The organism is Ruegeria sp. B10, assembly GCF_056539825.1.
Map to the genome: position 1 here is coordinate 91085 of NZ_JBQFVP010000011.1, position 24905 is coordinate 115989.

Annotated in this window: 24 protein-coding genes; 7 read left to right on the forward strand and 17 right to left on the reverse strand. The window is 57.0% G+C overall.

All coding sequences use genetic code 11. The features are described from left to right. Positions 1 to 19 precede the first annotated feature (19 nt). The 9 genes from ACR0J4_RS16085 to ACR0J4_RS16125 all read right to left on the reverse strand — a co-directional run bounded on the left by ACR0J4_RS16085 (position 20) and on the right by ACR0J4_RS16125 (position 8086). On the reverse strand, positions 20 to 1345 hold the full coding sequence (locus ACR0J4_RS16085; protein WP_170747397.1) for a c-type cytochrome: 1326 nt from the start codon (positions 1343 to 1345) through the stop codon (positions 20 to 22). After that, positions 1329 to 2591 carry a sulfite dehydrogenase gene (soxC, locus tag ACR0J4_RS16090; protein WP_170643562.1) on the reverse strand — a complete coding sequence of 421 codons (1263 nt, stop codon included), beginning with the start codon at positions 2589 to 2591 and terminating at the stop codon, positions 1329 to 1331. Before soxC ends, ACR0J4_RS16085 begins: the two co-directional genes overlap by 17 nt. 24 nt (positions 2592 to 2615) lie before the next feature. Further along, the gene (gene soxB / locus ACR0J4_RS16095) at positions 2616 to 4313 is read right to left on the reverse strand and encodes a thiosulfohydrolase SoxB (RefSeq protein WP_170643561.1); all 1698 of its coding nucleotides are present in this window, start codon (positions 4311 to 4313) and stop codon (positions 2616 to 2618) included. Positions 4314 to 4400: 87 nt separating this feature from the next. Further along, positions 4401 to 5246 carry a sulfur oxidation c-type cytochrome SoxA gene (gene soxA, locus ACR0J4_RS16100; RefSeq protein ID WP_170643560.1) on the reverse strand — a complete coding sequence of 282 codons (846 nt, stop codon included), beginning with the start codon at positions 5244 to 5246 and terminating at the stop codon, positions 4401 to 4403. Between the two features lie 69 nt (positions 5247 to 5315). Beyond that, complete coding sequence (gene soxZ / locus ACR0J4_RS16105) at positions 5316 to 5645, reverse strand: thiosulfate oxidation carrier complex protein SoxZ (RefSeq protein ID WP_170643559.1); 330 nt, start codon at positions 5643 to 5645, stop codon at positions 5316 to 5318. 36 nt (positions 5646 to 5681) lie between these two features. Further along, on the reverse strand, positions 5682 to 6098 hold the full coding sequence (gene soxY / locus ACR0J4_RS16110) for a thiosulfate oxidation carrier protein SoxY (protein ID WP_170643558.1): 417 nt from the start codon (positions 6096 to 6098) through the stop codon (positions 5682 to 5684). 46 nt (positions 6099 to 6144) lie between these two features. Then, on the reverse strand, positions 6145 to 6621 hold the full coding sequence (soxX, locus tag ACR0J4_RS16115) for a sulfur oxidation c-type cytochrome SoxX (RefSeq protein WP_170643557.1): 477 nt from the start codon (positions 6619 to 6621) through the stop codon (positions 6145 to 6147). Positions 6622 to 6752: 131 nt separating this feature from the next. Further along, positions 6753 to 7331 (reverse strand): SoxW family protein, encoded by a 579-nt coding sequence (locus tag ACR0J4_RS16120; RefSeq protein WP_170643556.1) that lies wholly within the window; start codon positions 7329 to 7331, stop codon positions 6753 to 6755. Positions 7332 to 7345: 14 nt separating this feature from the next. Then, on the reverse strand, positions 7346 to 8086 hold the full coding sequence (locus ACR0J4_RS16125) for a cytochrome c biogenesis protein CcdA (protein ID WP_170643555.1): 741 nt from the start codon (positions 8084 to 8086) through the stop codon (positions 7346 to 7348). Between the two features lie 80 nt (positions 8087 to 8166). On the opposite strand from ACR0J4_RS16125, the gene ACR0J4_RS16130 reads away from it, so the two are divergent. The 4 genes from ACR0J4_RS16130 (at position 8167) to mgrA (ending at position 11526) form a co-directional block, all read left to right on the forward strand. Continuing rightward, a complete protein-coding gene (locus tag ACR0J4_RS16130; protein WP_170550228.1) occupies positions 8167 to 8541 on the forward strand; it encodes a thioredoxin domain-containing protein in 375 nt (124 codons plus the stop codon). 100 nt (positions 8542 to 8641) lie between these two features. After that, positions 8642 to 8950: an ArsR/SmtB family transcription factor gene (locus tag ACR0J4_RS16135; RefSeq protein ID WP_170380040.1), complete on the forward strand. Its 309-nt coding sequence runs from the start codon at positions 8642 to 8644 to the stop codon at positions 8948 to 8950. Between the two features lie 42 nt (positions 8951 to 8992). Continuing rightward, positions 8993 to 10054: a YeeE/YedE family protein gene (locus tag ACR0J4_RS16140; RefSeq protein ID WP_170643554.1), complete on the forward strand. Its 1062-nt coding sequence runs from the start codon at positions 8993 to 8995 to the stop codon at positions 10052 to 10054. A gap of 440 nt (positions 10055 to 10494) precedes the next feature. Next, the gene (gene mgrA, locus ACR0J4_RS16145; RefSeq protein WP_480668742.1) at positions 10495 to 11526 is read left to right on the forward strand and encodes an L-glyceraldehyde 3-phosphate reductase; all 1032 of its coding nucleotides are present in this window, start codon (positions 10495 to 10497) and stop codon (positions 11524 to 11526) included. Between the two features lie 577 nt (positions 11527 to 12103). Here mgrA and gyrB read toward each other — a convergent pair. Continuing rightward, a complete protein-coding gene (gene gyrB, locus ACR0J4_RS16150; protein ID WP_170643552.1) occupies positions 12104 to 14521 on the reverse strand; it encodes a DNA topoisomerase (ATP-hydrolyzing) subunit B in 2418 nt (805 codons plus the stop codon). A gap of 102 nt (positions 14522 to 14623) precedes the next feature. Beyond that, complete coding sequence (locus ACR0J4_RS16155) at positions 14624 to 15196, reverse strand: TetR/AcrR family transcriptional regulator (protein WP_170643551.1); 573 nt, start codon at positions 15194 to 15196, stop codon at positions 14624 to 14626. A gap of 100 nt (positions 15197 to 15296) precedes the next feature. Between ACR0J4_RS16155 and ACR0J4_RS16160 the strand changes: the two genes are divergently transcribed. Then, the gene (locus ACR0J4_RS16160; RefSeq protein WP_170643550.1) at positions 15297 to 15863 is read left to right on the forward strand and encodes a carboxymuconolactone decarboxylase family protein; all 567 of its coding nucleotides are present in this window, start codon (positions 15297 to 15299) and stop codon (positions 15861 to 15863) included. Here the strand turns inward: ACR0J4_RS16160 and recF are convergent. The 6 genes from recF to mutM all read right to left on the reverse strand — a co-directional run bounded on the left by recF (position 15860) and on the right by mutM (position 22456). After that, complete coding sequence (gene recF / locus ACR0J4_RS16165) at positions 15860 to 16957, reverse strand: DNA replication/repair protein RecF (RefSeq protein ID WP_170643549.1); 1098 nt, start codon at positions 16955 to 16957, stop codon at positions 15860 to 15862. The genes ACR0J4_RS16160 and recF overlap by 4 nt on opposite strands. Positions 16958 to 17016: 59 nt before the next feature. Continuing rightward, complete coding sequence (gene dnaN, locus ACR0J4_RS16170; protein WP_170351930.1) at positions 17017 to 18138, reverse strand: DNA polymerase III subunit beta; 1122 nt, start codon at positions 18136 to 18138, stop codon at positions 17017 to 17019. A gap of 225 nt (positions 18139 to 18363) precedes the next feature. Beyond that, positions 18364 to 19740 carry a chromosomal replication initiator protein DnaA gene (gene dnaA / locus ACR0J4_RS16175; RefSeq protein ID WP_480668738.1) on the reverse strand — a complete coding sequence of 459 codons (1377 nt, stop codon included), beginning with the start codon at positions 19738 to 19740 and terminating at the stop codon, positions 18364 to 18366. A gap of 530 nt (positions 19741 to 20270) precedes the next feature. Further along, positions 20271 to 20534 (reverse strand): 30S ribosomal protein S20, encoded by a 264-nt coding sequence (gene rpsT / locus ACR0J4_RS16180; RefSeq protein WP_170550252.1) that lies wholly within the window; start codon positions 20532 to 20534, stop codon positions 20271 to 20273. 227 nt (positions 20535 to 20761) lie between these two features. Then, positions 20762 to 21538, reverse strand: coding sequence for an enoyl-CoA hydratase (locus ACR0J4_RS16185; protein ID WP_170643548.1), 777 nt, complete (start codon positions 21536 to 21538; stop codon positions 20762 to 20764). Between the two features lie 66 nt (positions 21539 to 21604). Further along, positions 21605 to 22456: a bifunctional DNA-formamidopyrimidine glycosylase/DNA-(apurinic or apyrimidinic site) lyase gene (gene mutM / locus ACR0J4_RS16190; RefSeq protein ID WP_170643547.1), complete on the reverse strand. Its 852-nt coding sequence runs from the start codon at positions 22454 to 22456 to the stop codon at positions 21605 to 21607. A gap of 86 nt (positions 22457 to 22542) precedes the next feature. Between mutM and ubiE the strand changes: the two genes are divergently transcribed. Both ubiE and ubiB read left to right on the forward strand, forming a co-directional pair. After that, positions 22543 to 23295: a bifunctional demethylmenaquinone methyltransferase/2-methoxy-6-polyprenyl-1,4-benzoquinol methylase UbiE gene (gene ubiE / locus ACR0J4_RS16195; protein WP_170643546.1), complete on the forward strand. Its 753-nt coding sequence runs from the start codon at positions 22543 to 22545 to the stop codon at positions 23293 to 23295. Continuing rightward, positions 23296 to 24825 (forward strand): 2-polyprenylphenol 6-hydroxylase, encoded by a 1530-nt coding sequence (gene ubiB, locus ACR0J4_RS16200; protein WP_170643545.1) that lies wholly within the window; start codon positions 23296 to 23298, stop codon positions 24823 to 24825. Positions 24826 to 24905: the final 80 nt, after the last annotated feature.

Below are 24905 nucleotides of genomic sequence, written 5' to 3' on the forward strand. Positions count from 1 at the left end.
ATGTTCAACCACCGCATGATCAGCTTCCGAACGACTTGAGGTAAACGATCACGGCTTCAATATCGTCTGGTTTCTTAAGCCCAGCAAAGGACATGCGTGTGCCCTTCATGTAGTCCTTTGGTTTTGCCAGGAAGGCCGCCATTTCTTCTTCGGTCCAAACAAGACCAGCCTCGGCAGCTGTTTTCATAGCTTTGGAGTATTTGAACCCTTCAACCGAACCTGCGTTGGCCCCGATAACCCCGTTCAGCGCAGGGCCCGTACTGTCCTTTGCACCGTCACCAACCTGATGGCAGGACTTACACTTCTTGAAGACCTTCTCACCGGCTGCGAACAGTTCCGTAGTCTGATCAGCCTTGTCGATTTCCTGAACAGCCGGTGTTGCGGCGGCTTCTTCCTCAGGCTTTGGCGCTGCGGCTGGAATGAACGAGGGCCCTTCCGCCGTAAACGTCGGTAACCCGTCCGCGCTGGCTTCATTCATGACCGAATTCGAACCGCCTTCTGGTGGTGTCTCAACCAGAAAGACAGAACGCATAGTAACCGCTGCCTCTGTCTTGCAGTTCTCCATGCAAGGCTCTTCTCGCCATTCCGCGTATTCCGTCTCGGGTCGCACATCGACGACAAAACCGTCCATATTGTACATCTCGAATTCGGCGAAGTTTTCATTGCTGAGAGCGAAATCGTCATCCACCAGATCATTGGAATAAAGGATGTAGGCGACAATTGCGTAGGTCTCATCCGCCGTAAGCGTGCCCGCTTCGCCAAATGGCATCGAGCGGGAAATGTAGTCCCAAGCAGTCGACAAATGCGGCCAATAAGACCCAACGGTTTTCACAGGATCTTCGTCGGCAAGCGTGTCGAAACCGCCGGCCAGAACAGGCCAATTGTCGGCGCCTTCGGCAAACTCTCCGTGACAGGTCGCACAGCGATCGACAAACACTTCTTCTCCGGTCCAGACATCGCCTGATCCAACCGGCAAACCGCGCCCGTCGGGCAAGACATCGACGTCCCAAGCCGCGATCTCTTGCTCAAGCGCGGGGCGCCCAAGCCCATAGGTGCCTTCGCTGCTGGGCGCAGGCGCGGTCAGGTTCATCCCGTTTGCGACCCGCTCGGCCGCTGCGGTCTGGATTTCTTCGACCTTGGCCGCCAGTTCGGCTGCCCGGCTGGCCTCTGCTTGCGCGTTTTCCTGGGCTGTAGCTGCATGCGCCTCAACCTGACTGATCCGGGTTTCCAAGGTTTCTATCTGCGATTGGCCGTAATTCCGGTTCGCAATAGCCACTGCCGCCGCAAGCACTAACGCCGTGCCGCCGAATACAGGCAGGAAAACATGACTAAGAGACTTCGACATTCTCGGCGATCCCTTCTGCGCTCACGTACCAAGTCTGGATACAATTGTTGTGGTAGACCGAGTTCTCTCCGCGCTTATCGCGTAGCTGGTCTTTGGTCGGCTGCACATAGCCGGTCTCATCTATTGCCCGGGCCTGCAAAAGCATTGGCGCTCCGTCCCAGTTTGTATCGAGATAGAACCGCGTCAAAGCCTTGCTGTCGCCCTGCTTGCCCAGGCGCGCCGTCTCCCAGGTGATCCCACCGTCCTTGGACACATCGACCCGCGTAATTTGCCCGTGGCCTGACCAGGCAAGTCCGGAAATTACCAAAGGTCCCGGTCCGTGTTTGATCGGCATTTGCGGGCTGGGTGAGGTGATGACGGATTTTGCATCCATCACCCACGTCCATTTCTGGGCTGTGCCATCGGCGTAGACATCAGTGTATTTTGATGTTTCTTCGCGGCTTTCGACCGCCATATCGACGACTTCGATGCGGCGCAGCCACTTGACCCACATGTTGCCTTCCCAACCCGGAACAACCAGTCGCACGGGATATCCGTGCTCCATGCGCAGTGCTTCACCATTTGCCTTGAAAGCCACCAACACGTCATCCAGCGCTTTTTCCATCGGGATGGAGCGGCCATTGGATGACGCGTCTGCGCCCTCAACATAGACCCATTTGTCTGGTGAGATATCCGCGCCTGCTTCCTGCAACAGCGTACGCAGCGGAACACCGGTGTATTCCATGTTGTGAATCATGCCATGGGTGAATTGGACGCCGTTGAGTTGCGCACCGGCCCATTCCATCCCTGTATTTGCCGCGCATTCGCAGAAATACACATGGTTTTCGCGCGGGAACCGCTCGATGTCATCGTAGGTAAAGACCAGCGGGCGATCGACCAGCCCGTTGATCATCAGGCGATAGTCCTCTTTGCGCAACTCGATCGCGCCCGAATGATGACGCTCAAAAGCGCATCCTTGCGGAGTGATCGTGCCATCAAGCGCGTGGATCGGCGTGAAGTTGATCGACGAAATCGGAGAGGCGGTCAGCCATTCCACGTTGCGCCGAACGACATGAGATTCGAAGCTGATCGGCATGCCATAAGGTGACTCATCGACACCGGCACCCGTGTAAGATGCCCAATCCTGAAGCTCTGTTATCAGTGGATCAGGCGTGTTTGCGGCTGCCGCGCCCGCAACTGATCCTGCGGCGACCGCAGCGCTGCCTTTCAGGAAGGCCCGGCGGGACGGTTTGAACGCGTCATCCATATCTCTTAGGTCTCCATCTGTTTCTTAAGCGCCGACAACATCGACACTGGTGTTCTCTTGCACCGTGACGGTGCCAAGGTTGCGAATGTGGTTTTCGACGACATCCCAGATCGGCGGGCCCTCGGTGCCTTCGTTGACACTGGCCCAACCAGCCACGACGTAGGTCTTCGATGGATCAATCGCTTCACCCGTTTTGAGCAGGGTCATTTCGCTGATCCGCTGCCCTTGTGGTTTGGTCACATCGATGCGGTAGCCAAGCCCACCGACCCGGACCATATCGCCGCCCTGCTGGTAGTAGGGGTCGGGATTGAACAGGTTGTCACCGACATCCTCGAGGATCACATGGATGAATTCGCCTGTCATTTCTGTGCGATAGGCATTCGGATACGACATCGATGTGACGTTCCAGATGTCCTCGCGCGTGATATCTTGTCCCGGCAGGATTGAGGGCCCCCAACGGACGCCAGGCGACATCGCGATGTCTGCCTTACGCTCATTGATCAGAGCATCGCAAATCAGGTCATCCCAAGTGCCGTTAAAGTTGCCGCGGCGGTAGAGCAACGAATCCGTTTTGCCAATCACCTCACTCAGCGCAGCTTCATAAGGCGCGCGCTGATCATTTATCAGAGCAGTGATCGCAGGATCAGGAGCGATGACGTCAGAGAAGATCGGGATCAGCTTGTGCTTCAGCCCCATCATCTGCCCGACCCTCACGTCGAGATCGACGCGGCTGACGAATTTTCCGTTCGAGCCAGACGCGATGATATGCGTTTTTCCGACCAGAACCGGCTCGGGAAGGGCGTCATGGGTATGACCGCTGAGGATCACGTCGATCCCTTGCACCCGACCTGCCATCTTCTTGTCCACGTCAAAGCCGTTGTGGCTGAGGACAACAACGACATCGGCACCGGCATCGCGAACCTCGTCGACCATGGCCTGCATGTTTTCATCTCGGATTCCGAATGAGTATTCGGGGAACATCCAGCTTGGGTTCGCGATTGGCATGTAAGGAAACGCTTGCCCGATAACAGCGACCTTTGCACCGCCCCGATCAAAGAACTTATAGGGTTGGAACAATTCTGCAGGTTCGTCCCATTCGGCATCAAAGATGTTTTGACCCAAGGCCGCAAAGGGCAAACTTTCGACGATTTCGTTAACCCTGTCGCTGCCCAACGTGAACTCCCAATGGAAGGTCATAGCATCGGGTTTCAGCGCGTTCATGACGTTGACCATGTCCTGACCGGCCGTCTGATAGCAGGTGTAGGAACCGTGCCAGGTATCGCCCCCATCCAATAGAAGCGCATCGGGACGGTCAGCACGAATGGCGTTGATGACAGTTGAGACGCGGTCCAATCCACCAACCCGACCGTAGGTCTTGGCCAGCGCAGAGAAATCATTGTAGGTCAACGCATAGGCCGACGGGCTCCCATCTTCGATCCCATAGGCCTTGCGGAACGCCGCCCCTGTGACATGCGGCATCTGCCCTCGCGCATCGCCAATACCAAGGTTTATCTCGGGTTCGCGAAAATAGATCGGCTTTAGTTGCGCGTGAATATCGGTGACATGGATCAGGCTGATATTGCCGAAGGTCTCGAACTCCAGCAATTGATCCTGCGTTAGGCTTTGCTGCGCAGCGAGCCTGGCCCAGTTGCCAAACCCGGACGCCCCGTACAGAGCCGAGGCTGCCATTGAAACCTGCAAGAAGTCACGTCGAGAAATCATCTATCAGCTTTCCTAAAACACATATAAATGTGTGAATGTTATATGCATGAAAAACCCGCGCAGGACAACGCCCGCGCGGCTCATTCGTTATTGGCGTACAGCAGGAGTTTCGACTGAAAGCCCGTTGCCACGCGAGGCCACATAGAGCTCAAGCGCGCGAAACTCGTCCGAACCTTCGGCAAAAGTTTCCGCCCGCGTATCGCGAATACAGCCGCGGAAACGATTGTGGCGCGAGATCAGCTTGGCCTGTTTCAGACGATATGTCGGGAACCCGTTGATCATGCCCTGGCTCAGGTGGTCAGCCCGGATCATGTTGCCCCAATTGTCTTCGTGACAGTTGGCACAGCTGAGTTCCAGCTGACCGTAGCGGGTATAGTACATCTCTTTGCCCTGCTCCCAGTACGGTGCGGCATCGCCGTCAATCGCGACATTCATCGGCATCCCGCGTGACTGCAGGCCGATCAGAGCAACCATTGCCTGCATGTCTGCTCCGGACCACTTCCAGGGCTCGGCTTCCATACGGTCGGTTCGGCAGGCGTTGATCAGATCTTCCATGACCACCAGCTTGCCACTTGCGGCATCGACCTTGGGCATGGACGCCTGCAGCCCTTCAAAGCTTTCCACGCCCTCATGGCATGAGGCACAGCTTTCACCCGCAGCACCGTCAACAGTCTCGAAAAGGTCCGCAGCCTGATCGACGAAGATCATGGCCGGGTTGTCAAAATCATCGATCTGCAGCGCTTGGGTTTCATCCGTGCGAAAATGCCAACCCGAATAAATCGTGTCGAAGTTTTCGAGATGCGCCGGTGCTTCGGTGACCGACGTCATCTCAAGCTCGTCATTGATCACAAGATTGTCTTCGTCTGGTCCGGCCAGCGCTGCCACTGGGAAAGCCAGAACGGCCGCGATCGCCGTAAGTGCCTTGGTATTCATTGCGTTCCTCCCTTGGTGGATCAGCGCCAGCGTTCAGGCCAGCGCTGATCTGCCTTAGCGGTCGAGCCGTCAGGCGATCTCGATCGATTTTGTCTCGTCGTAGACAGAGCCGTCGTCGTCGTACCAGGTGAAGACGAATTCACCGGCCTCGGGCACGGTTGCTTCGAACTGGAAGTACGGATTGGTTGAAATCGCGGGCTCCATCGTCACATCAACAACCAATTCACCGTTAAACTCGCAAGTGAAACGGTTGATGATCGAACGCGGGATGGCGTTGCCTTCTTTGTCCTTGCGCTGACCGCTTTCCATCTTGTGGCTGATCAAAGTCTTGATCGTGATGGTTCCACCAGCTGCGGCTGTCTTTGGAACCTTGACGCGGGGTTTTACACCGGATGCCATGGGTTAATCTCCTGTTCTTCGAGGCGCGCGTGGCGATCAGCCGCCGCAGCCGCCGATTGTCACTTTTACGGTCGCGGATGCCTGGGCGAAGCTGCCATCTGCCATCTTGGCCACGGCAATGACATCCTGCGTCCCGGCAAGACGGATACGGGTTGAAGCGGATTGCTGAGCAGCCAGCGGGCCGAAATTGAATGTTGCAACGCCCGGTTCGGGGTTGCCTGCGGCCACGATCAGAATTGCAGAAGCACCCGGAGCACTGACTTCGATTGGTACAGTGTTGCCGTTTTCTGCGATTTCCGGCGCCGTCAGAGTGACGCCACCATCGACCACATCCGCCCCACCTGTGAACGCGGCGATGGCATCTTCGGCGGCTGCATTTGCGCGGAGCGGCATAATTGTCAGGAACGCGGCGCCCAGCCCTAGGGCCAGTGTCTCGCGGCGAGAGAGTTCCATTTTCAATCTCCTTTGAAACTTCGTGAATACACGCCTAAAAGCGCGACTATTCCTCTTTCAGGGTCGCAAGAAACGCGACCACGTCCTCGATTTCCTGCGCTGTCAGGATCGACGTCAAAGGCGCGGTTGGCGCTTTTCCGGTATAGGCGTCGCCCGGGCGGATATAGCCGTCATCCTTGTAGAAAGCTGGCATCACCGTGCCTTCGAATGTCATCTTTGCGTTTGCGACCAACCCGCGAAGCTCTGCTTCGGTCCAACGATCACCGGCACCATCCAGCATTGGACCGACTTCACCGTGGAACGGGATGTCCGCCAAAACCGTGACCGCGTGGCACGCGACGCAGTTGCCTTTTGACTTGTCGCCAACGATGATCGCGCCATTGGCCGCGTCGCCAGCAGCACCGGTCAACGAAGCCTCAATGGCACCATAGTCGTCATAGGTTACGTCCTGCGGGTCTGTATCTGCCGCATATGCAGCAACGCCCGTCATTGCGCAGACCAATGTCAAGAGTCTCAGCTTCATGATCCCTCCCATTTGCTAACGCGCCGACGGCGCCTTGCGACCCAAAGCCTCTGTGTACCGTAGTCGACGAGTACCGCTTGTCGCAACATTAAATTCATAATAATGAATTTTTTTATTTATAACGGCAGCGCTCAATCTTGAGAAACATTGTTTCGCTCTTGAATGCGCCGCGCATGATACCGTTGGAAATCTTCACCGTTATCAAGCTCATATCGCTTTTCATCGACCCAGGTGAAAAGGTCTAAGGTTGTTCCCTTTGAGAACGCTCCGGGCATAACAGCGACCGCAGCATCGATGGCTGTCGCGCCCTCCGGCACCTCTTCCGGCAGAAAAACAAGCGTCGGGGTAAACAGAATCCCCCATTTTCGCATCAGCGCTCTTTGCTCATTTTCTTCCCCGTCAAAGTCGGTAGCGGTGGTGCTGCCATGCAGATCCAGTTGGACGACAAAGAAATTCTCTTCGATGAACGCTGCAAGGTCAGGCTGGGGGAACACCTCTTCATGCATTTTTTTGCAGTAGATGCAGCCTTGTTGCTCAATAAATAAAACCAACCGCTTGTCCTCGCTTGAGGCCTCTTCAAGATCCTCGCGGAGGTCTTTGAACGTGTCGCGCATCCACGGTGTTTTATGCAAACCGTCGTCGCCCAGCTCAGCGGCGGAAACTGTCCCGCCGATCAGACACGCGATCAATACTGACAAAACTCGTTTCATGTCTTCCTCCCGGATTATCCAATGGCTGCGAGCCAAGGCATATGGTCGAGCATCCATTGTGCGATGTAGTTGATGGAATTGGTTGCGATGAGGATGCCGAAGAGAACCAGAAAGCCACCCATGGCCTTTTCGATGAGGGGCAAGTGCTTTCTGAACTGCGCCATCCATTGCATGAAAGGGCGGACCAGAAAGGCCGCCAGAACAAACGGTGCGGTCATTCCAACCCCGTAGACGAATAGAAGTACCGCTCCACGCCAAGCCGTCTCGGTTCCGGCCGCTGTAAACAGGATCGCAGCGAGCACTGGCCCAACACAGGGTGTCCAGCCAAAAGCAAATGCTAATCCAAGAACATATGCCCCAACAAGGCTTACATTTGATGTCTCACCGACGTCCGCACGAAATTGGCGATACAGGAACCCAATGCGAATGAACCCCAGGAAATGCAGCCCCATCGCAAGGATGATCGCCGCTGCAATCCAGCGCAGGATGTCGAAATACTCTCGGACCAGCTGCCCGAAGATCGAAGCTGTCGCCCCTAGCGTCATGAAGATCGTTATGATCCCAGCTGCAAATGCTATCGCAGAAAGCGTTGCCCTGCGACGAACGCCGGCGGAAAGTGTTGAGCCCGCAGATATCTGATCAATCCCGACGCCTGCCAGATAGCTAAGATAAAACGGCACGATAGGTAGGATGCAGGGCGACAGGAAAGACAACAGTCCTGCGACCAAAGCTCCTGCAAATGTAATGTCGAGCATGGTCAAACCTGTCCTGGCGCGCTATCATTCACATATTCAAAATAATAAAGATATGTCGCTGCGGTCAATCGGAGCTTAAGATGCGCCACCTACTTCTGCCTTTACTTGCAATCACGTTGCTCGTTTCTCCGGTGATTTCACGGGCAGAAATGACGCTTCTGATGGCCGAAGAAGATGGATGTATGTGGTGCGCACGTTGGGACACCGAAATCTCGGAGATCTATCCCAAGACATCCGAAGGACATGCGGCGCCACTTCAACGCATCGATATCCACGCAGCTATGCCTGAAGGCATCGTGTTGGAGCGGCCTCTCTACTACACGCCGACCTTTGTTCTGCTGGACAATGGTCAAGAGGTTGGACGGATCGAAGGCTATCCCGGCGAAGACTTTTTCTGGGGGTTGCTGGGCGTTTTGCTGCGTGACGCTGGGGTTCCGATTGAGACCTCTGGATAAAACGTGGCCAATAAAATAAACTGTTTCGAATGCGTGAAGCTATGAAAGCGAGGCGATCTTGTTGGACAAATCTTCGAAACTGCCTGTGTTCTCCAAGGACATGTGCGCCGAAGACCTGGACAGAATGATGGAAAATGCTCAGACGGCGTCAAATTTCCTCAAGGCAATCAGCCATGAAGGGCGCTTGATGATCTTGTGCTACCTGTCTTCGGGTGAAAAATCTGTCACGCAGATGGAAGAAATGCTCTCGGCACGCCAGGCCGCCGTGTCTCAGCAACTATCTCGCTTACGCTTCGAGGGCTTGGTCAAAACGCGACGCGAGGGGAAAACGATCTATTACAGATTGGCGGATGATCGATCGACACAGATTCTGGAAGTCGTCTACGATCTATTCTGCAGGGAAAAGTAGAAGCCGCCAAAAATACCCGCCAGCTTTGGGAGGAGACTGGCAATGTTTGAAGCATTGGGAGACGCCAACACCGTCGCCCTGATCGGTTTGATCGGTGGCATTGTGTTGGGCTTGGCCGCACGCATAGGCCGTTTTTGCACGCTGGGTGCAATCGAAGACTACCTCTACGCAGATGATGACCGGCGGCTGCGCATGTGGGCAATTGCGATCGGCGTAGCAATTGTCGGCAGCCACTTGGCTATGGCTTTAGGATGGCTGGACCCTGTTGGAACAAGGTACCTTGCACAGACCTGGAACCCAATTGGGTCGATCGTAGGTGGCCTCATGTTCGGATACGGAATGGCCATCAGCGGAAATTGCGGCTATGGCGCGCTGGCAAGGCTTGGGGGCGGCGACCTTCGATCATTCGTCATAGTATTGATCATGGGTCTATCTGCTTACGTTGTCATGTCCGGGCCCCTGGCCTATTTGCGCGTTTGGGTCTTCCCCGAGGAGATGGGTCTTAGTGGCCCCCAAAGCATCAGCTTCCTTGCCGAACAACTGACCTCTATCCCAGCTTGGCTCATTGGCTCCGTTATTGGCGTTGCATTGGTGATTTTCGCCTTGGCAAACCAGCGCTTCCGCCGAACTCCCGCACAGGTGTTCTGGGGATCTGTAGTTGGACTGGCGATCGTATCAGGGTGGCTCGGCACGAATTGGGTTGCGACGCACGGTTTCGATGGTGAGCCGGTTCAAACCCATACCTTCGCTGCGCCTCTCGGCGACACAATATTCTACCTTATGACGGCCTCCGGAAACACTTTGTCCTTTGCGGTCGGATCAGTCTCCGGCGTTCTCATTGGCGCATTCTTGGGGTCCTGGTCCAAAGGTCATTTCCGATGGGAAGCATGCGAGGATCCACGTGAACTCAAGCGTCAAATGCTCGGCGCAGCGATTATGGGGCCAGGCGCGATCATCGCAGTAGGTTGCAGCGTCGGGCAAGGTATATCTGCCTTCTCACTTTTGGCCTACAGCGCGCCCGTAACATTCGCTGCCATCTTCGCCGGCGCGGCGATTGGGTTGAAACAACTCGTGTCTGGGCTGTCCTTCATAACTGAGCGTTGACGTCACAGTTCAAACAAGAATTCACGTGTGAAGGACGGTTTCGGCGGTTCTCTATTGTTCAGCATCCGATCGCCGTTGAAGGCAAATAGACCGCAAACCATGCCCGTTAGCAGTTCGAAAAGTAAGATGACAATCGCGGTCCATGCCGCCGGTGTGTAAGCAACAGACCCGCAACTTCCGATTTACGCCTCAAAACCTTCCCGTTTGTTTTGCTCTTCGCTGCGGTGTGGTTCACCATAGGAGACATCCGCTGCGTTGGAGAGTTGGCGATGAATGCGAATTATCGGATCGTGAAATCTTTCACACATGGAGCAAGGCTAACCACCAGGACGAAAATGAGCTCGCGTCGATCTTGCTGGAGGTGATCCGTTTGACAGGCCCAACAATCCATTGATTATGTGCGCATGACCAAAGCTCAAAGACCGCCAAAGCCAAAACCAATTCCCTACACTCCGGAGCCGGACCGATATGAGCGGATGGCGTATCGTCGATGTGGGCGATCCGGAGTGAAGCTTCCTGTTGTCAGCCTAGGGCTGTGGCACAATTTTGGAGCGGACTCGACGCACGAAAATAAGCGCGCCATGTGTCGAACCGCGTTTGATCATGGGATCACTCACTTTGATCTGGCGAACAACTACGGTCCACCGCCCGGTTCAGCCGAAGAAGCATTTGGCCAGATCCTCAAAACGGACTTCGCGGATTACAGGGATGAGCTGATCATTTCCTCCAAAGCAGGCTACGACATGTGGCCGGGACCCTACGGAGAGTGGGGGTCGCGCAAGTACATGATAGCGTCCTGTGACCAATCACTTGCGCGCATGGGGCTTGATTACGTAGACATCTTTTATTCCCACCGCTTTGACCCCGACACCCCGCTCGAAGAGACGATGGGCGCGTTGGATCATATCGTACGATCGGGCCGCGCGCTCTACGCAGGTATTTCGAGCTACAACTCCCAACGCACGCGCGAGGCGGTGAAAATTCTCAACGACCTTGGGACACCTTGTCTGATTCACCAGCCTTCTTACAATCTGCTCAACCGTTGGGTGGAGCGAGACGGTTTGCTCGATACCCTGGACGATCTTGGGGTAGGATCGATTGCATTCACGCCGCTGGCACAAGGCATTCTGACGTCCAAATATCTGACCGATATTCCGAGTGGTAGCCGTGCCACGCAAGGGAAGTCATTGCTCGATGGCATGATCAACGAGCGGTCCTTGGCAAGTGTCCGTGCTCTGAACGACATGGCTGAGGCACGTGGTCAAACTCTGGCGCAAATGGCCCTGGCCTGGGTGCTCAGAAGTGGGCGCGTGACGACCGCACTTATTGGCGCGTCCCGACCCGAACAAATCGTGGATTGCGCAGGCGTTATCGATAATCTCGACTTCAGTGCAGACGAGTTGGAAAAGATCGATGAAATCAGTTCGGAAGAAGATATCAATTTGTGGGCGCGGTCGTCAGAAACAGAATGACGATCCTTAGAACGTACGCAAAAGTCAAACACTTCAAGGCATACGATCTTTAGCAGATTGAACGTTTGTAGTTCGACCAACCAGACAACAAGAGCGATCGTCCCAATATGTTCATTGGCCGAACATCCACTGCTCTGCAATGAGGCCCGCCCAAAAAACCATTCGTTGCAGTAGCATGAATTGATGAGGGACGAATGTCGGGAGCGCGGATGAAACGGAAATTCATCCGGCTCGCCCGCCTCTTGTCAGCTACAACTGGAACAGACCCGGGGCATTAACTACATCCCGCCTTTTCGCCTCGGTGCGCCCTCGCTCCCGTTCAGTGCCTTTTTTGATCACGTCAAGAATGTATCCTCGGTTCTCGAAGAGTTGTGTCCTACGCTCGCGAATTGGGGAGGCCCTAAGCGGGATTGAGCAACGTAAAGGGCGATAGCCGCAACGACTAAGCCAAAAAAAGTTTGAATTCATCGCCAATGCAGACAATCGCGCAGCGCATACTTATGGGCGAAGATCCCCAGATTCTCTGAATAAAATCAATGTTAGGAATGCAGCATTATGCGCGCACCTACAAAAGTTTTCAGAAATCCAGATTCTCCACGCTCAGAGCATTCTGTTGAATGAACTCGCGGCGGGGTTCGACCACGTCTCCCATCAGTTTGGTGAACAGATCGTCGGCCTCGACCATGTCATCCACACGCACCTGCAAAAGGGTGCGCGCGTCCGGGTCCAGCGTGGTTTCCCAGAGTTGATCGGGGTTCATCTCGCCCAAGCCCTTGTAGCGCTGCAGCGATAGGCCCTTTTCGCCCTCTTCCAGTATGGCGCGCAAAAGGTCCAACGGGCCGTGGATCGCCTGCATCCTGTCGCGGCGGATCAGGGTAGCTGGGGTGTTGTAGACCTCTTGCAGGCTTTGGGTAAAGCTGCCGGTCTTGCGGGCCTCGCCCGAGCGCAGCATGGGGCCATCCAGCGTGCGGACCTCTTCAACGCCGCGCAGGATACGGGCTAGGCGGATGCCGTGATCCTGCGTGATACGGCCCTGCCAGCCGCGCTCGTATTCAAGCGCGATCAGGTCGAGACGGGCGGCAACCTTGTCGGCAACACCTTGCAGGTCGGCATCGACAGCACCGGGGACAAAGGCACCGGCCACGGCGGCCTGTTCCAGAATGTGACGCGGGTAGTGAGTTGGGAAGGCATCCAACACGCGTTTCAACTGGCGCGCTTCGTCGACAACGCGGGTCAGGTCTTGGCCGACGATTTCTTCGCCAGAGCCCAACTTCAGAACAGCACCCTCTACCCCCTGATTGATCAGATAGTCGTCCAGCGCGGCCTGGTCCTTCAGGTAAACCTCTGATTTACCACGTGAAACTTTATAGAGCGGCGGCTGCGCGATGTAGAGATAGCCACCTTCAATCAATTCCGGCATCTGACGGTAGAAGAAGGTCAGCAGCAGGGTTCTGATGTGCGCGCCATCGACATCCGCATCGGTCATGATGACGATCTTGTGGTAGCGCAGCTTTTCGATGTTGAACTCATCGCGGCCAATGCCGGTGCCCAACGCCATCACGAGGTTCCCGATTTCCTGAGACGACAGCATCCGATCAAACCGCGCACGCTCGACATTCAGGATTTTCCCGCGCAAGGGCAGAACGGCCTGAGTCAGACGATCCCGGCCTGTTTGGGCGGAGCCGCCCGCCGAGTCACCCTCGACCAGGAAAACTTCGGTTTTGGACGGGTCTTTCTCGGAACAGTCCTTCAGCTTACCGGCCAGATAATTCACATCCATCGCCGTCTTGCGGCGGGTAAGTTCACGCGCCTTTCGGGCGGCCTCACGTGCCAATGCGGCCTCGATGATCTTGCCGACGATACCCTTAGCTTCATTGGGGTTCTCTTCGAACCACTCGGCCAGCTTTTCGTTCATCAGGCCTTCGACTGCAGGGCGGACTTCGGACGACACCAGCTTGTCTTTGGTTTGGGAAGAGAATTTCGGGTCCGGCACTTTCACCGACAACACGCAGGTCAGGCCTTCGCGTGCATCGTCGCCGGTAAAGCTGACCTTTTCCTTCTTCGCGATCCCGCTGGACTGCGCATAGTTGTTGATCGTCCGGGTCAGAGCGCCGCGGAAACCGGCCACGTGCGTGCCACCGTCCCGCTGTGGGATGTTGTTGGTGAAAGGCAGAACCGTCTCGTGGTAGCTGTCATTCCACCACATGGCGATTTCGACACCGATATCGTCCCGCTCGCCCTTGATATAGATTGGCTCGGGCATGGCCGGGCTTTTCGACCGGTCGAGGTATTTGACGAATTCCTTGACGCCACCCTCATAGAATAGCTCGGTCTCCAGCCGTTCGGCAGGGCGTTCATCAATCAGGATGATGCGCACGCCCGAGTTCAGAAAGGCCAGCTCACGCAGGCGCTTCTCCAGCGTCTCAAACGAGTATTCGAGGTTCGAGAACGTGTCGGTCGAGGCCAGAAAGCGCACCTCGGTCCCGGTGCGGTCGCCACACTCACCGACGACTTTCAGATGCTCAGCGGTCTCACCACGCTCAAAACGCGCAACGTGTTCTTTGCCCGCGCGCCAGATGCGCAGCTCCAGCCATTCGGACAGAGCATTCACAACCGAAACGCCCACGCCGTGCAGACCGCCCGACACCTTGTACGAGTTGCTGTCGAACTTACCGCCCGCGTGCAACTGGGTCATGATGACCTCGGCCGCCGAGACGCCCTCTTCGGGGTGAATATCCACCGGGATGCCACGGCCATTATCACTGACCGAGACACTGGAATCGGCGTGAATTTTTACGGTCACATGGTCGGCATGACCGGCGAGAGCCTCATCAATTCCGTTGTCCACGACCTCATACACCATATGGTGCAGACCCGAGCCATCGTCCGTATCCCCGATATACATACCGGGACGTTTGCGAACCGCCTCTAAGCCTTTGAGAACTTTGATGGAATCTGCGCCGTATTCCTGGGGTGCCTGTGCGTCTTCGGACATGCCGTTAGTACCTATATTATTTTGGTAACTTATACGTTTTCTGGTGGGGAATGTCACGCGCTCCCCCAAGATTTTGTGGTTGAGATCCGATTTATCTGCGGATCAAAGCCGATCGAGGTCTGCCGCGATATCAGCTGCAATTTCGGCGGCGTTGACGTCGTCCCGTTCGGCCGTCAATCGCAGGCCTAAAAGATCCGACTGATAGCGCGCAGCAAGGCGTTCGGGATCGTGATCTGGGCTTATCTCTCCGGCCTTCTGGGCGCGGCGGAACAAGTCTGCGAAACAGGATTTCATAGCGATCATATGCGCACCTGCCTGACCGGCCAAATTGTGATCCTTTGCCTGCAATTCGGCATAGGTCTTGGCCAGCATACAAGCTTTGGTCGGCAGGTCAGAGGCAGCGATCACGCGATAGGGCTGCGCCTTGAGCGCCCCGAGCGGCCCCAGTTCCTCAGCCAAGGTCAACATGCTCGCAACCCCGTCATGCGCGTAGCGCTCCAGCGCCAGCGCATAGAGGGCATCTTTCGAGCCAAACGCCGCATAGAAACTACCCGGCTTCAGCTTCAACTCGCGCTCAAGGTCCTTCAGCGACGTCCCGGCCCAGCCGTGACGCCAGAAGATATCACGCGCCTGCGCGATCAGCGCGTCTCGGTCATATGCGGGTTTACGTGGCAATAGATCACCAATTCTTGAGTGCTTGCTCAAATATATACTTGAGTGATCGCTCAAGAAACCCTAAATACGACTCATCGCGCCAGAAATCAGGAGTTTTGACATGGCTAACTTCCCGTCTCACGACCTCGAATCCGCCCCTGAAGGGTCCAAACCGCTGCTGGAGAAATCGCAAGCCGCCTTTGGCCGCCTGCCCGGCCTGCACAAGGTGATGGCGGAAAGCCCGCAGCATCTTGAGGCCTATCAGGTTCTGCACGGCCTCTTCCTGCAAACCGATTTCAACAATGATGAGAAAACCGTCGTCTGGCAGACCATCAACGTTGAAAACGAATGCCACTACTGCGTCCCCGCCCACACAGGCATCGCCAAGATGATGAAGATTTCGGACGAGATCACCGAAGCCCTGCGCAACGAAACCCCGCTGCCGACTGCCAAGCTGGAAGCGCTGCGCACCTTCACACTGCAAGTGATGGAAACCCGCGGCAACCCGACAGAAGAACAGCTGCAGGCTTTCTTTGACGCAGGCTATTCGCACCGCGCTGTTCTGGATGTCGTTCTGGGTCTGGCGCAGAAAACCATGTCGAACTACGTCAACCACATGGCCAAGACTCCGGTCGATCAGGTCATGCGCGGCTTCTTGTGGGAACGTAAAGTGGGCGAACCAGCCTAAGCCGACACGACCGAGCCTTCATCGCCTTCGGTTACAACCAGCGTTTGGACCCGGTCGCCCAATTCCGCAAACAGCTCAGGCCCGGTGCCCGTCATCCAGGCCTGAGCGCCCAGCGCACAGATCTCATCATAGAGCGCCGCGCGTCGCCCGGCATCCAGATGCGCAGCCACCTCATCCAGCAGAACGATCGGTGGCGCACCGACCATTCCCGCTAGCGCCCGTGCGTTTGACAGGATCAGGGACACAAGCAACGCCTTCTGCTCACCCGTGGAACAATCCTTGGCCGGAACCCCCTTGGCAGCAAACACCCCATACAGGTCCGAGCGATGCGGCCCGACCAGAGTCCGCCCTGCTGCAAGATCACGGAAACGGCTTTCGCTCAGCGCCTCGCGCAGATCATCCGCCGTCTCGGGCATCGCACCTTCTGTCTGAACCAACTCCAACTCGGCCGAAGGAAACGCTGTTTCGGCCTGATCCTGCGCGGCACGTAAATGATCCAATGCGGCAAGACGCGCCGCGTGTATCCGGTACCCTGTCTCGGCCATCTGACCTTCCAAAGCCGTGTACCAATGGGCGTCCCGGACCTGATCTTTCAGCAGCCGGTTCCGCTCACGCATGGCTTTCTCATAGGTCAGCGACGCTTCGGCATGCGCGGGATCAAAGCTCAGCGCGATGCGGTCCAGAAACCGCCGCCGCCCCTCGGCTCCTTCGGTCCACAACCGATCCATCGAAGGGATCAACCACACCACGCGCGCAAGCTTGCCCAGATCAATCTGACTGGCGGCCTTGCCATCAATCCGAACCTGACGTGCCGAGCCACTTTCGGACCATGTCTCGATCTCATACCGCCCGCCCAGGGCGCTCAGCAGGCCGGACAGTTTCCAGCCCAAGGCCTCGGGCCGCCGGGTCATCTCCGCCGCACTGGCCCGCCGCATCCCGCGACCGGGCGAGAACAGTGACACTGCTTCAAGGATATTGGTCTTCCCGGCCCCGTTCGGCCCATGGATCGCAACCGGGCGCCCATCCAAAGACAAACGTGCCAGCTTATGAGACCGAAAATGCGAGACCGTAAGCTCGGTCAGGGCCAATCCCATGACCCCTCCCTTCTTCTGTTCAAAAATACCTCCGCCGGAGGCATCGCGCGCCAGCGCGATCAGACGCGCATCGGCATGACAACGTAAACCGCGCTTAGATCATTGCCTTCGCGCATCAAAGTTGGGTCACCGGCCGAGTTAAACAGGAACACCGCGTTCTCACGATCCACCTGCGATGCAATCTCCAGCAGGTATTTCGCGTTGAACCCGATCTCGAGACGTTCATCGCCATAAGCAACGGCCAGCTCTTCCTCAGCCGCGCCGCTATCTGGGGCATTGACTGACAGCACCAGCTTGTCCGCATCCAGTTGCAGCTTCACGGCGCGCGAACGCTCTGACGAAACCGTTGCAACCCGGTCCACGGCTTGCGCGAACTCGGCTGCATCCACTTCCAGTTGGCGCGTATTGCCCTGCGGAATAACGCGTGTGTAGTCGGGAAAGGTGCCATCAATGACCTTCGAGGTCAGCGTGATATCTGGCGTGGCAAAGCGCACCTTGGTTTCGCTGACCGAAACCGCGATATCCATCTCGTCATCGTCCAGCAGCTTGCGCAGCTCACCCACGGTTTTACGCGGCACGATCACACCCGGCATGTCCGCAGCGCCATCCGGCAAGTCTGCATCAATCCGCGCCAGACGGTGGCCATCAGTGGCCACGCAGCGCAGAACCTTGCCGCCTTCGGAACCGTCCGCGACATGCATGTAGACACCATTCAGGTAGTACCGCGTCTCTTCGGTCGAGATGGCAAATTTCGATTTGTCGAACAAACGACGCAGCAACGCCGCCGACGCGGTGAAATTTGACTGATATTCCGAGGACGCCATGACCGGGAAATCCTCTTTCGGCAAAGTCGCCAGAGAGAAGTTCGACCGGCCCGCCTCAACCGTCAAACGACCTGCGGCGCTGTCGGCCGTCAGGGTGACCAGCGCGCCATCCGGCAGTTTACGCACAATTTCATGAAGGGTCGTAGCGGCCACGGTCGTCGCACCGGCCTTTTCGACCTGCGCAGGCGCTTTGTCGACAACCTCGATATCCAGATCGGTGGCGCGGAACAGGGCTTGGTCGCCTTCGGCCTCGATCAGCACATTGGCAAGGATCGGGATCGTGTTGCGACGTTCCACAACGGATTGGGCCTGGGAAACGGCCTTGAGAAGGGTGCCGCGTTCGATGCTGATCTTCATACCCTCTGTTCCTCTGACTTGCGTGCCGAAAATGGGCGGGACTGGCACGTTAGCGTCTCAGCCCTGAGGCACAAGGATTTTTTACCGATTTCTGGGTGGGAATACCCCGGTGGTCAAGAGGTACGCGCGCGAAACGCGTCCATTCCTCCGCAACCGTGGAGAATAGCGCACAAGAAAATGCCCCGGACGCACTGGCCCGGGGCATTTACTGACAATGGGTGCGGTTCAGGCCTCTAGCGAGCGGCGCAGCATTTCCACGTCTTCTGCGATCTGACCATCGGTCGTCTTCAGCTCTTCGATGCGCTTCACCCCGTGCATGACGGTTGTGTGGTCGCGCCCTCCGAAACGGCGGCCGATCTCTGGTAGAGAGCGGCTGGTTAGTTGCTTGCACAGATACATGGCCACCTGACGCGGACGAGCATAGGACCGCAGGCGCTTCGGGCCGATAATGTCGGACAGGCGAATGTTGTAGTAGTCCGACACTTTGCGCTGGATCTCTTCGACGGTGATCTTGCGTTCTGAGGCGCGCAGCACATCCGCCAGACAGTCCTGCGTCAGTTCCATGTCGATCTCACGCCCCACTAGCGAGGCAAAGGCGAACAGACGGGTCAGGGCGCCTTCGAGAACGCGTACATTGGTCGAGATGCGATGCGCCAGAAACTCCAGCACGCCATCGGCGATAACAAGATCGGGATAGGTGGCGATGTGCTGCTGGACCTTGTTTTGCAAAATGCCCAGACGCAATTCGTAGTCGGTGGGATGCAGATCGACGACCAGACCACATTGCAGGCGCGATTTCACGCGATCTTCCAGATCCTTGATCTCACCCGGGGCGCGGTCGGCCGAGATGATGATCTGCTTGTTCTGGTCCACCAGCGCATTGAAGGTGTGAAAGAACTCTTCCTGGGTCGAGTCCTTGCCCGCGATGAACTGCACATCGTCCACCATCAGCACGTCGACCGAGCGGAACAGATGTTTGAAATCCATCATCCGGCGTTCGCGCAAAGCCTGTACAAAGCGATACATGAACTGTTCCGCGGATAGATAAAGCACGTTCAGCTCGGGGCTTTTGGTCTTCAGCTCCCATGCGATGGCGTGCATCAGGTGGGTTTTACCCAGCCCAACACCGCCATAGAGAACCAGCGGGTTGAACGTGACCGGGCCACCTTCGGCTACGCGGCGCGCGGCGGCATGGGCCAGTTCGTTAGGTTTGCCGACAACGAAGCTGTCGAAGGTAAAGCGCGCATCCAAGGGGGCGGCTTGCAGATCCTCAAGCGCCGCATTGGCGGACTCCGCAACCGGTGCAGCAACTTCTGTCAGCTTGGGTTCATCCGTGACAACTGCCGGTCGGGTGGTCGAATTGGCAGCCGCCTTGAACGCAAGACGCTGCACCGTCTCACCCGCGGTATTCAGTTCATACAGAATCAAATCTGCAAAATTCTGGCTGACGTAGTTCCCCATGAAGTTCGTCGGTACCGAGAACACGGCTACACCGTCCTGCAGCTCCTGAAATTCCAGAGGCTCAATCCAGGTGGTGAAGTTGTTCTTACCAACGGCCTTCAGTAGTTTGCTACGCAGTTGTCCCCATTTCTCTTGTGTCATCAAGCGCCTCACGCATCCCATTTTTTTTGACCTGTCGGTCTTATCAATCGTCGCCGGTTTCCCGGTCATTAACGTTCACGCGCAAGGGTACCCTGCACCGGACTGTCCCATCCGGCGGGTAAATGAACACTCAGCATGCACAAATCGTATCCCGCAGCAGGATCCCGGAAAACCGGGGCACGCGTCGTAACCCAATTGTTTGACAGGGCTGAGATCATCGGAAAACCCGAGACCCAGAGCAGATCGTTTCACCGGCCAAGGCCGGTTTTCGAACGCTGGTTCCTGATGTCTGACTGATGCCCGTCAGTCAGATGTCTGGAACAGCCTGTCCCCCCAAGCGAGTGAATCGCTGACTCAGTGGTAGCAAGATGTTGCCTGTCGCAGCAACGAAACTCTGATATTGACTCGGGGTTCAGGGCGAAAGAATCTCTCGACTTCGTGAGGTCGCGGCTTTCCGGCAACAAACAAGAAAGGCGCCGCAATACGCGACGCCTTTACCTAGGAAAATGCTTGACGCGTTCCAGAGGGAATCAACCCAGCGCTTTAACGCGCGCCGACAGGCGCGACATTTTACGCGATGCGGTGTTCTTGTGGAAAACGCCTTTGGTGACGCCGCGCATCAGTTCAGGCTGAGCTGCGCGCAGAGCCGTGGTTGCAGCGTCTTTGTCGCCGGAAGCGATCGCTTCTTCAACTTTGCGCAGGTAGGTGCGGATGCGCGAACGGCGCGCTTTGTTTACGGCGAAACGCTTTTCGTTCTGACGGGCACGTTTCTTTGCCTGGGGCGAATTTGCCATGTGTCTCTGACCTTTGTTCGGTACGGTTATCTAGGGTTGCGCGCCACGGAATTATCCGCACCGGATCAGAAATCACGAGTGTGAGTCGGGCCAAGCGGGCCGCACGCGCATGTATGACGACGGTCTCTACCCAAGTTTTACGGGTTTGCCAAGCCGATTCTTGCCCGGTACGCCCAACAAAAAAAGGCAGGCCAGAGCCTGCCCTTCCTGAATTCTTTGTCGCGACCTTACTTGTCGCGGAATTGTGCGGCGCGTTTTTCCAAAAACGCCGCCATGCCCTCTTTCTGGTCTTCGGTCGCGAACATCGAATGAAAGACGCGACGCTCGAACAGCAAACCTTCGCTCAGCGGCAGTTCATAGCTGCGATTCACTGCTTCTTTGGCGGCTGCCGCCGTCAGCAGGGATTTTTCAGCGATCTTGTGGGCTGCACCCACGGCTTCTTCGAGCAGCTTCTTCGCCGGAACCACGCGGCTGACAAGACCCGCGCGCTCAGCTTCTTCGGCGTCCATGAAGCGACCGGTCAGGTTCATGTCCATCGCCTTGGACTTCCCAACAAAACGCGTCAGGCGCTGGGTGCCGCCGATACCGGCTATAACACCCAGATTGATCTCGGGCTGGCCGAACTTGGCTGTATCGGCCGCAATGATGAAATCGCACATCATGGCGACTTCGCAGCCACCGCCCAGCGCGTAACCCGCAACCGCCGCGATGATCGGTTTGCGAATGGCCGAGACACGCTCGTTGACCGAGGCAAACAGGTCGGTGCTGAACACATCGACAAAGCTCATCTCGGACATTTCCTTGATGTCCGCACCTGCGGCAAACGCCTTTTCCGAGCCGGTCAGCACGATGCAGCGCACCTTGTCGTTTTGATCCGCCTCTTCCAGCGCGTTGCACAGCTCACCCACCAATTGGGTGTTCAGCGCGTTCATCGCATCTGGTCGGTCGAGTTTGATAAGGGCGACGTGGTCTTCGATTTCGACGATGATCGTCTCAAAAGCCATGAGGTATAAGCTTCCGGTTGTTCCGTTCAGGTACGATTCCTTAACACGCGATTTCGCTGGATCAAGCTATCTTTGGCATTGCGCACAGTAGAAGGATGAGCGACCGGACTGGGTGATTCTCTTGATTTCGGCACCGCAACCCTGGGTTCGGCAGGATTCGCCTTCGCGGCCATAGACATCGAAGCTGTGCTGAAAATATCCAAGTTCTCCATCGGCTTGACGGAAATCTTTCAGTGACGATCCCCCTGCTTCGATCGCGTCCTGCAACACCTGCCGGATGATCGGCACAAGGGCTGCGACACGCGCCGCAGAAATTTGTCCGGCTTTGCGACGTGGCGACACCTTGCCGCGATAAAGCGCCTCGCAAACGTAAATATTCCCCAACCCGGCAACGATTCCCTGATCCAGAAGTGCCGATTTGACCGGCGTGTTCTTGCCCTTGAACGCATCAATCAGGTGCTGTTCGTGAAAATCATTGCCCAATGGCTCTGGCCCCAGAACGGACATCAGTTTGTGGTCTTCTGCGGTTGCGGTTGGCAGTAAATCCATGGCCCCGAACCGGCGCGGATCATTGAACGTCACGCGGGCACCATTGGCCATGTGGAACACGACATGGTCATGCTTTTCGGGCATTGGATGGTCATGGACGAACTGCCCCAACGGGTCACCTGATACCGTCATACGCCCCGACATACCCAAGTGAATCAATAACGTCTCGCCACTGCTGAGATCAGCCAGAATGTACTTGGAACGTCGCCTTAGCCGATCCACCCGCTGTCCCGTCAATCTCTCGGCCATACGCTCCGGGAAGGGCCAGCGCAGATCGGGGCGGTTTACATCAGCACGCTCGATTACCACCCCTTCCATCGCAGGGGTCAGGCCGCGTCTTACTGTCTCGACCTCAGGCAATTCGGGCATTAGATGGCTCCTATTCCAAAGGGCCGCATTGTGCCCGCCTCTGATGGCCCTATAACAGAGGCGAAATTCGACAAACGGCAAGGCAAATGTCCGACAACAGCGACAAGACCACTCATTTCGGGTTCGAAACCGTCCGCGAGGCCGACAAGGCCGGGCGCGTACAGGGCGTTTTCAACTCGGTGGCCTCGAAATACGACGTGATGAATGATGTCATGTCGATGGGCATCCATCGGGTTTGGAAAGACGCGATGATGGACTGGCTTGCCCCGCGCCCCGGTCAGCGCCTGCTGGACGTCGCAGGCGGCACCGGAGACATCTCGTTCCGTTTCCTGAAACGCGCGGGCTATGGCCACGCCACCGTCCTGGACCTGACCGAGCCGATGCTGGTCGAGGGCCGCCAACGGGCTGAGGCCGACCAAATGTCGGATAGCCTGAACTGGGTCGTCGGCGATGCGATGTCTCTACCGTTCGAGGACAACACCTTCGACGTCTACACGATCTCCTTCGGCATTCGGAACGTCACTCGCCCGCAAGAGGCGCTGAACGAGGCCTACCGCGTGTTGAAACCCGGCGGCCGCCTGATGGTGCTGGAGTTCAGCCAGTTGCCCAATGACGGTCTGCAAAAGCTCTATGATCTCTACAGCTTCAACGTCATCCCGCGCATGGGCAAGCTGATCGCCAATGACTACGACAGCTACCAGTACCTCGTGGAATCGATCCGCAAGTTCCCCGATCAGGAGACATTCCTAGGTATGGTCCGCAGCGCCGGTTTCGAAAACGCCAAATACCGCAACCTGAGCATGGGAATCGCCGCGTTGCATTCCGGCTGGAAAATCTAAATGCGTGGCCCTCACAACATCATACGCCTGATCCGCACAGGCGCCACGCTAGAGCGCACGGGCGCCATGGGTGTCGTGCTGGACGCGTTCGAAGCCCCCCGCGCGGTCCGCTTTGTCGCCCACGCGCTTGGCAAACCTTTTCAATGGCTTGGGTACAAGGGCGACCCCGAGATGCCCCCTGCCACACGCGCCCTGACGGCGCTGGGTCCGGCGTACATCAAATTCGGACAGGTCCTGTCGACCCGACCCGACGTGGTTGGCAACGAACTGGCCGAGCAACTGCGCGTATTGCAGGACAAGCTGCCGCCTTTCCCGAAGGCCGAGGCCATGACTGAGGTCGAGAAAGAGCTGGGGCAACCGATCTCGGACATGTTCAGCGAATTCAGCGAACCGATCGCTGCGGCCTCGATCGCTCAGGTTCACAAGGCCAAGCTGGCGACCACAGGCGAAGACGTCGCCGTCAAAGTCTTGCGTCCGGGCATCGAACGCGCCTTCCGCAAGGATGTCGACGCGTTCTATTTCGCCGCCCGCATGGTACAGCTCTGCGCCCCTGGCGCGCGCCGCCTCCGTCCAATGGAAGTGATCGAACACTTCGATGGCGTGGTACGGGGTGAGCTGGACTTGCGTCTGGAAAGCTCGGCAGCCTCGGAATACGCCGCCAACACCAAGGATGATGCCGGGTTCTGGTTGCCTCCGGTCGTGTGGTCTCTGTCCGCGCGCCGGGTGATGACGCTCAGCTGGGCGGATGGCATCCCGCTTGGCGACAACGACGCTCTGGACGCCGCGGGCCATAACCGCCGCGATCTGGGCGAGCGTGTCCTGCGCTTGTTCCTGCTGCACGCCCTGCGCGATGGCTACTTCCACGCCGACATGCACCAGGGCAACCTGAAGGTCGCCGCCAACAGCGATATCATCGCCTATGATTACGGCATCATGGGCCATATCGACGAATACACCCGCCGAGTCTATGCCGAGATCCTTTTCGGCTTCATCCGCCGCGATTACAAACGCGTGGCCGAGGTGCATTTCGAGGCCGGATATGTCCCCGCCAATCAAGACGTAGACGAATTCGCCCGCGCGCTGCGCGCGGTAGGAGAACCCATCTTCGGCATGGACGCCACCCATATCTCGATGGGCCGCTTGCTGAATTACCTGTTCGAAGTCACCGAACGCTTTGGCATGGAAACCCGAACCGAGCTGATCCTGCTACAGCGCACCATGGTTGTCGTCGAAGGCGTCGCTCGATCACTCGATCCGCATATCAATATATGGGAGGTCGCGCGTCCGGTCGTCGAGAATTACATCAAGAAATCCATCGGCCCCCGCGCGGCGCTCCGCGACTTTGGCAAAACCGCGTTGGTTCTGGCTCGGTTCGGCCCACGTCTGCCCGCGCTGGTGGAAGACGCCCTGATCGCGCAAACGCAAAAAGACGATCAGACCAACTCCCGCCTGTGGTCCAAAGCCCTTCCCGCAACGCTCGGAGCCGTGGCAGGCGCTGCTTTGGTTTTGCTACTAACAGCGCTCAGCTAGGCGCCAGCCGCCTGCTTCATCTGGCTGAAAATATCCTCGGGGGGAATTGCGCTTAAGGCGCGATGGGGGGCAGACAGCCC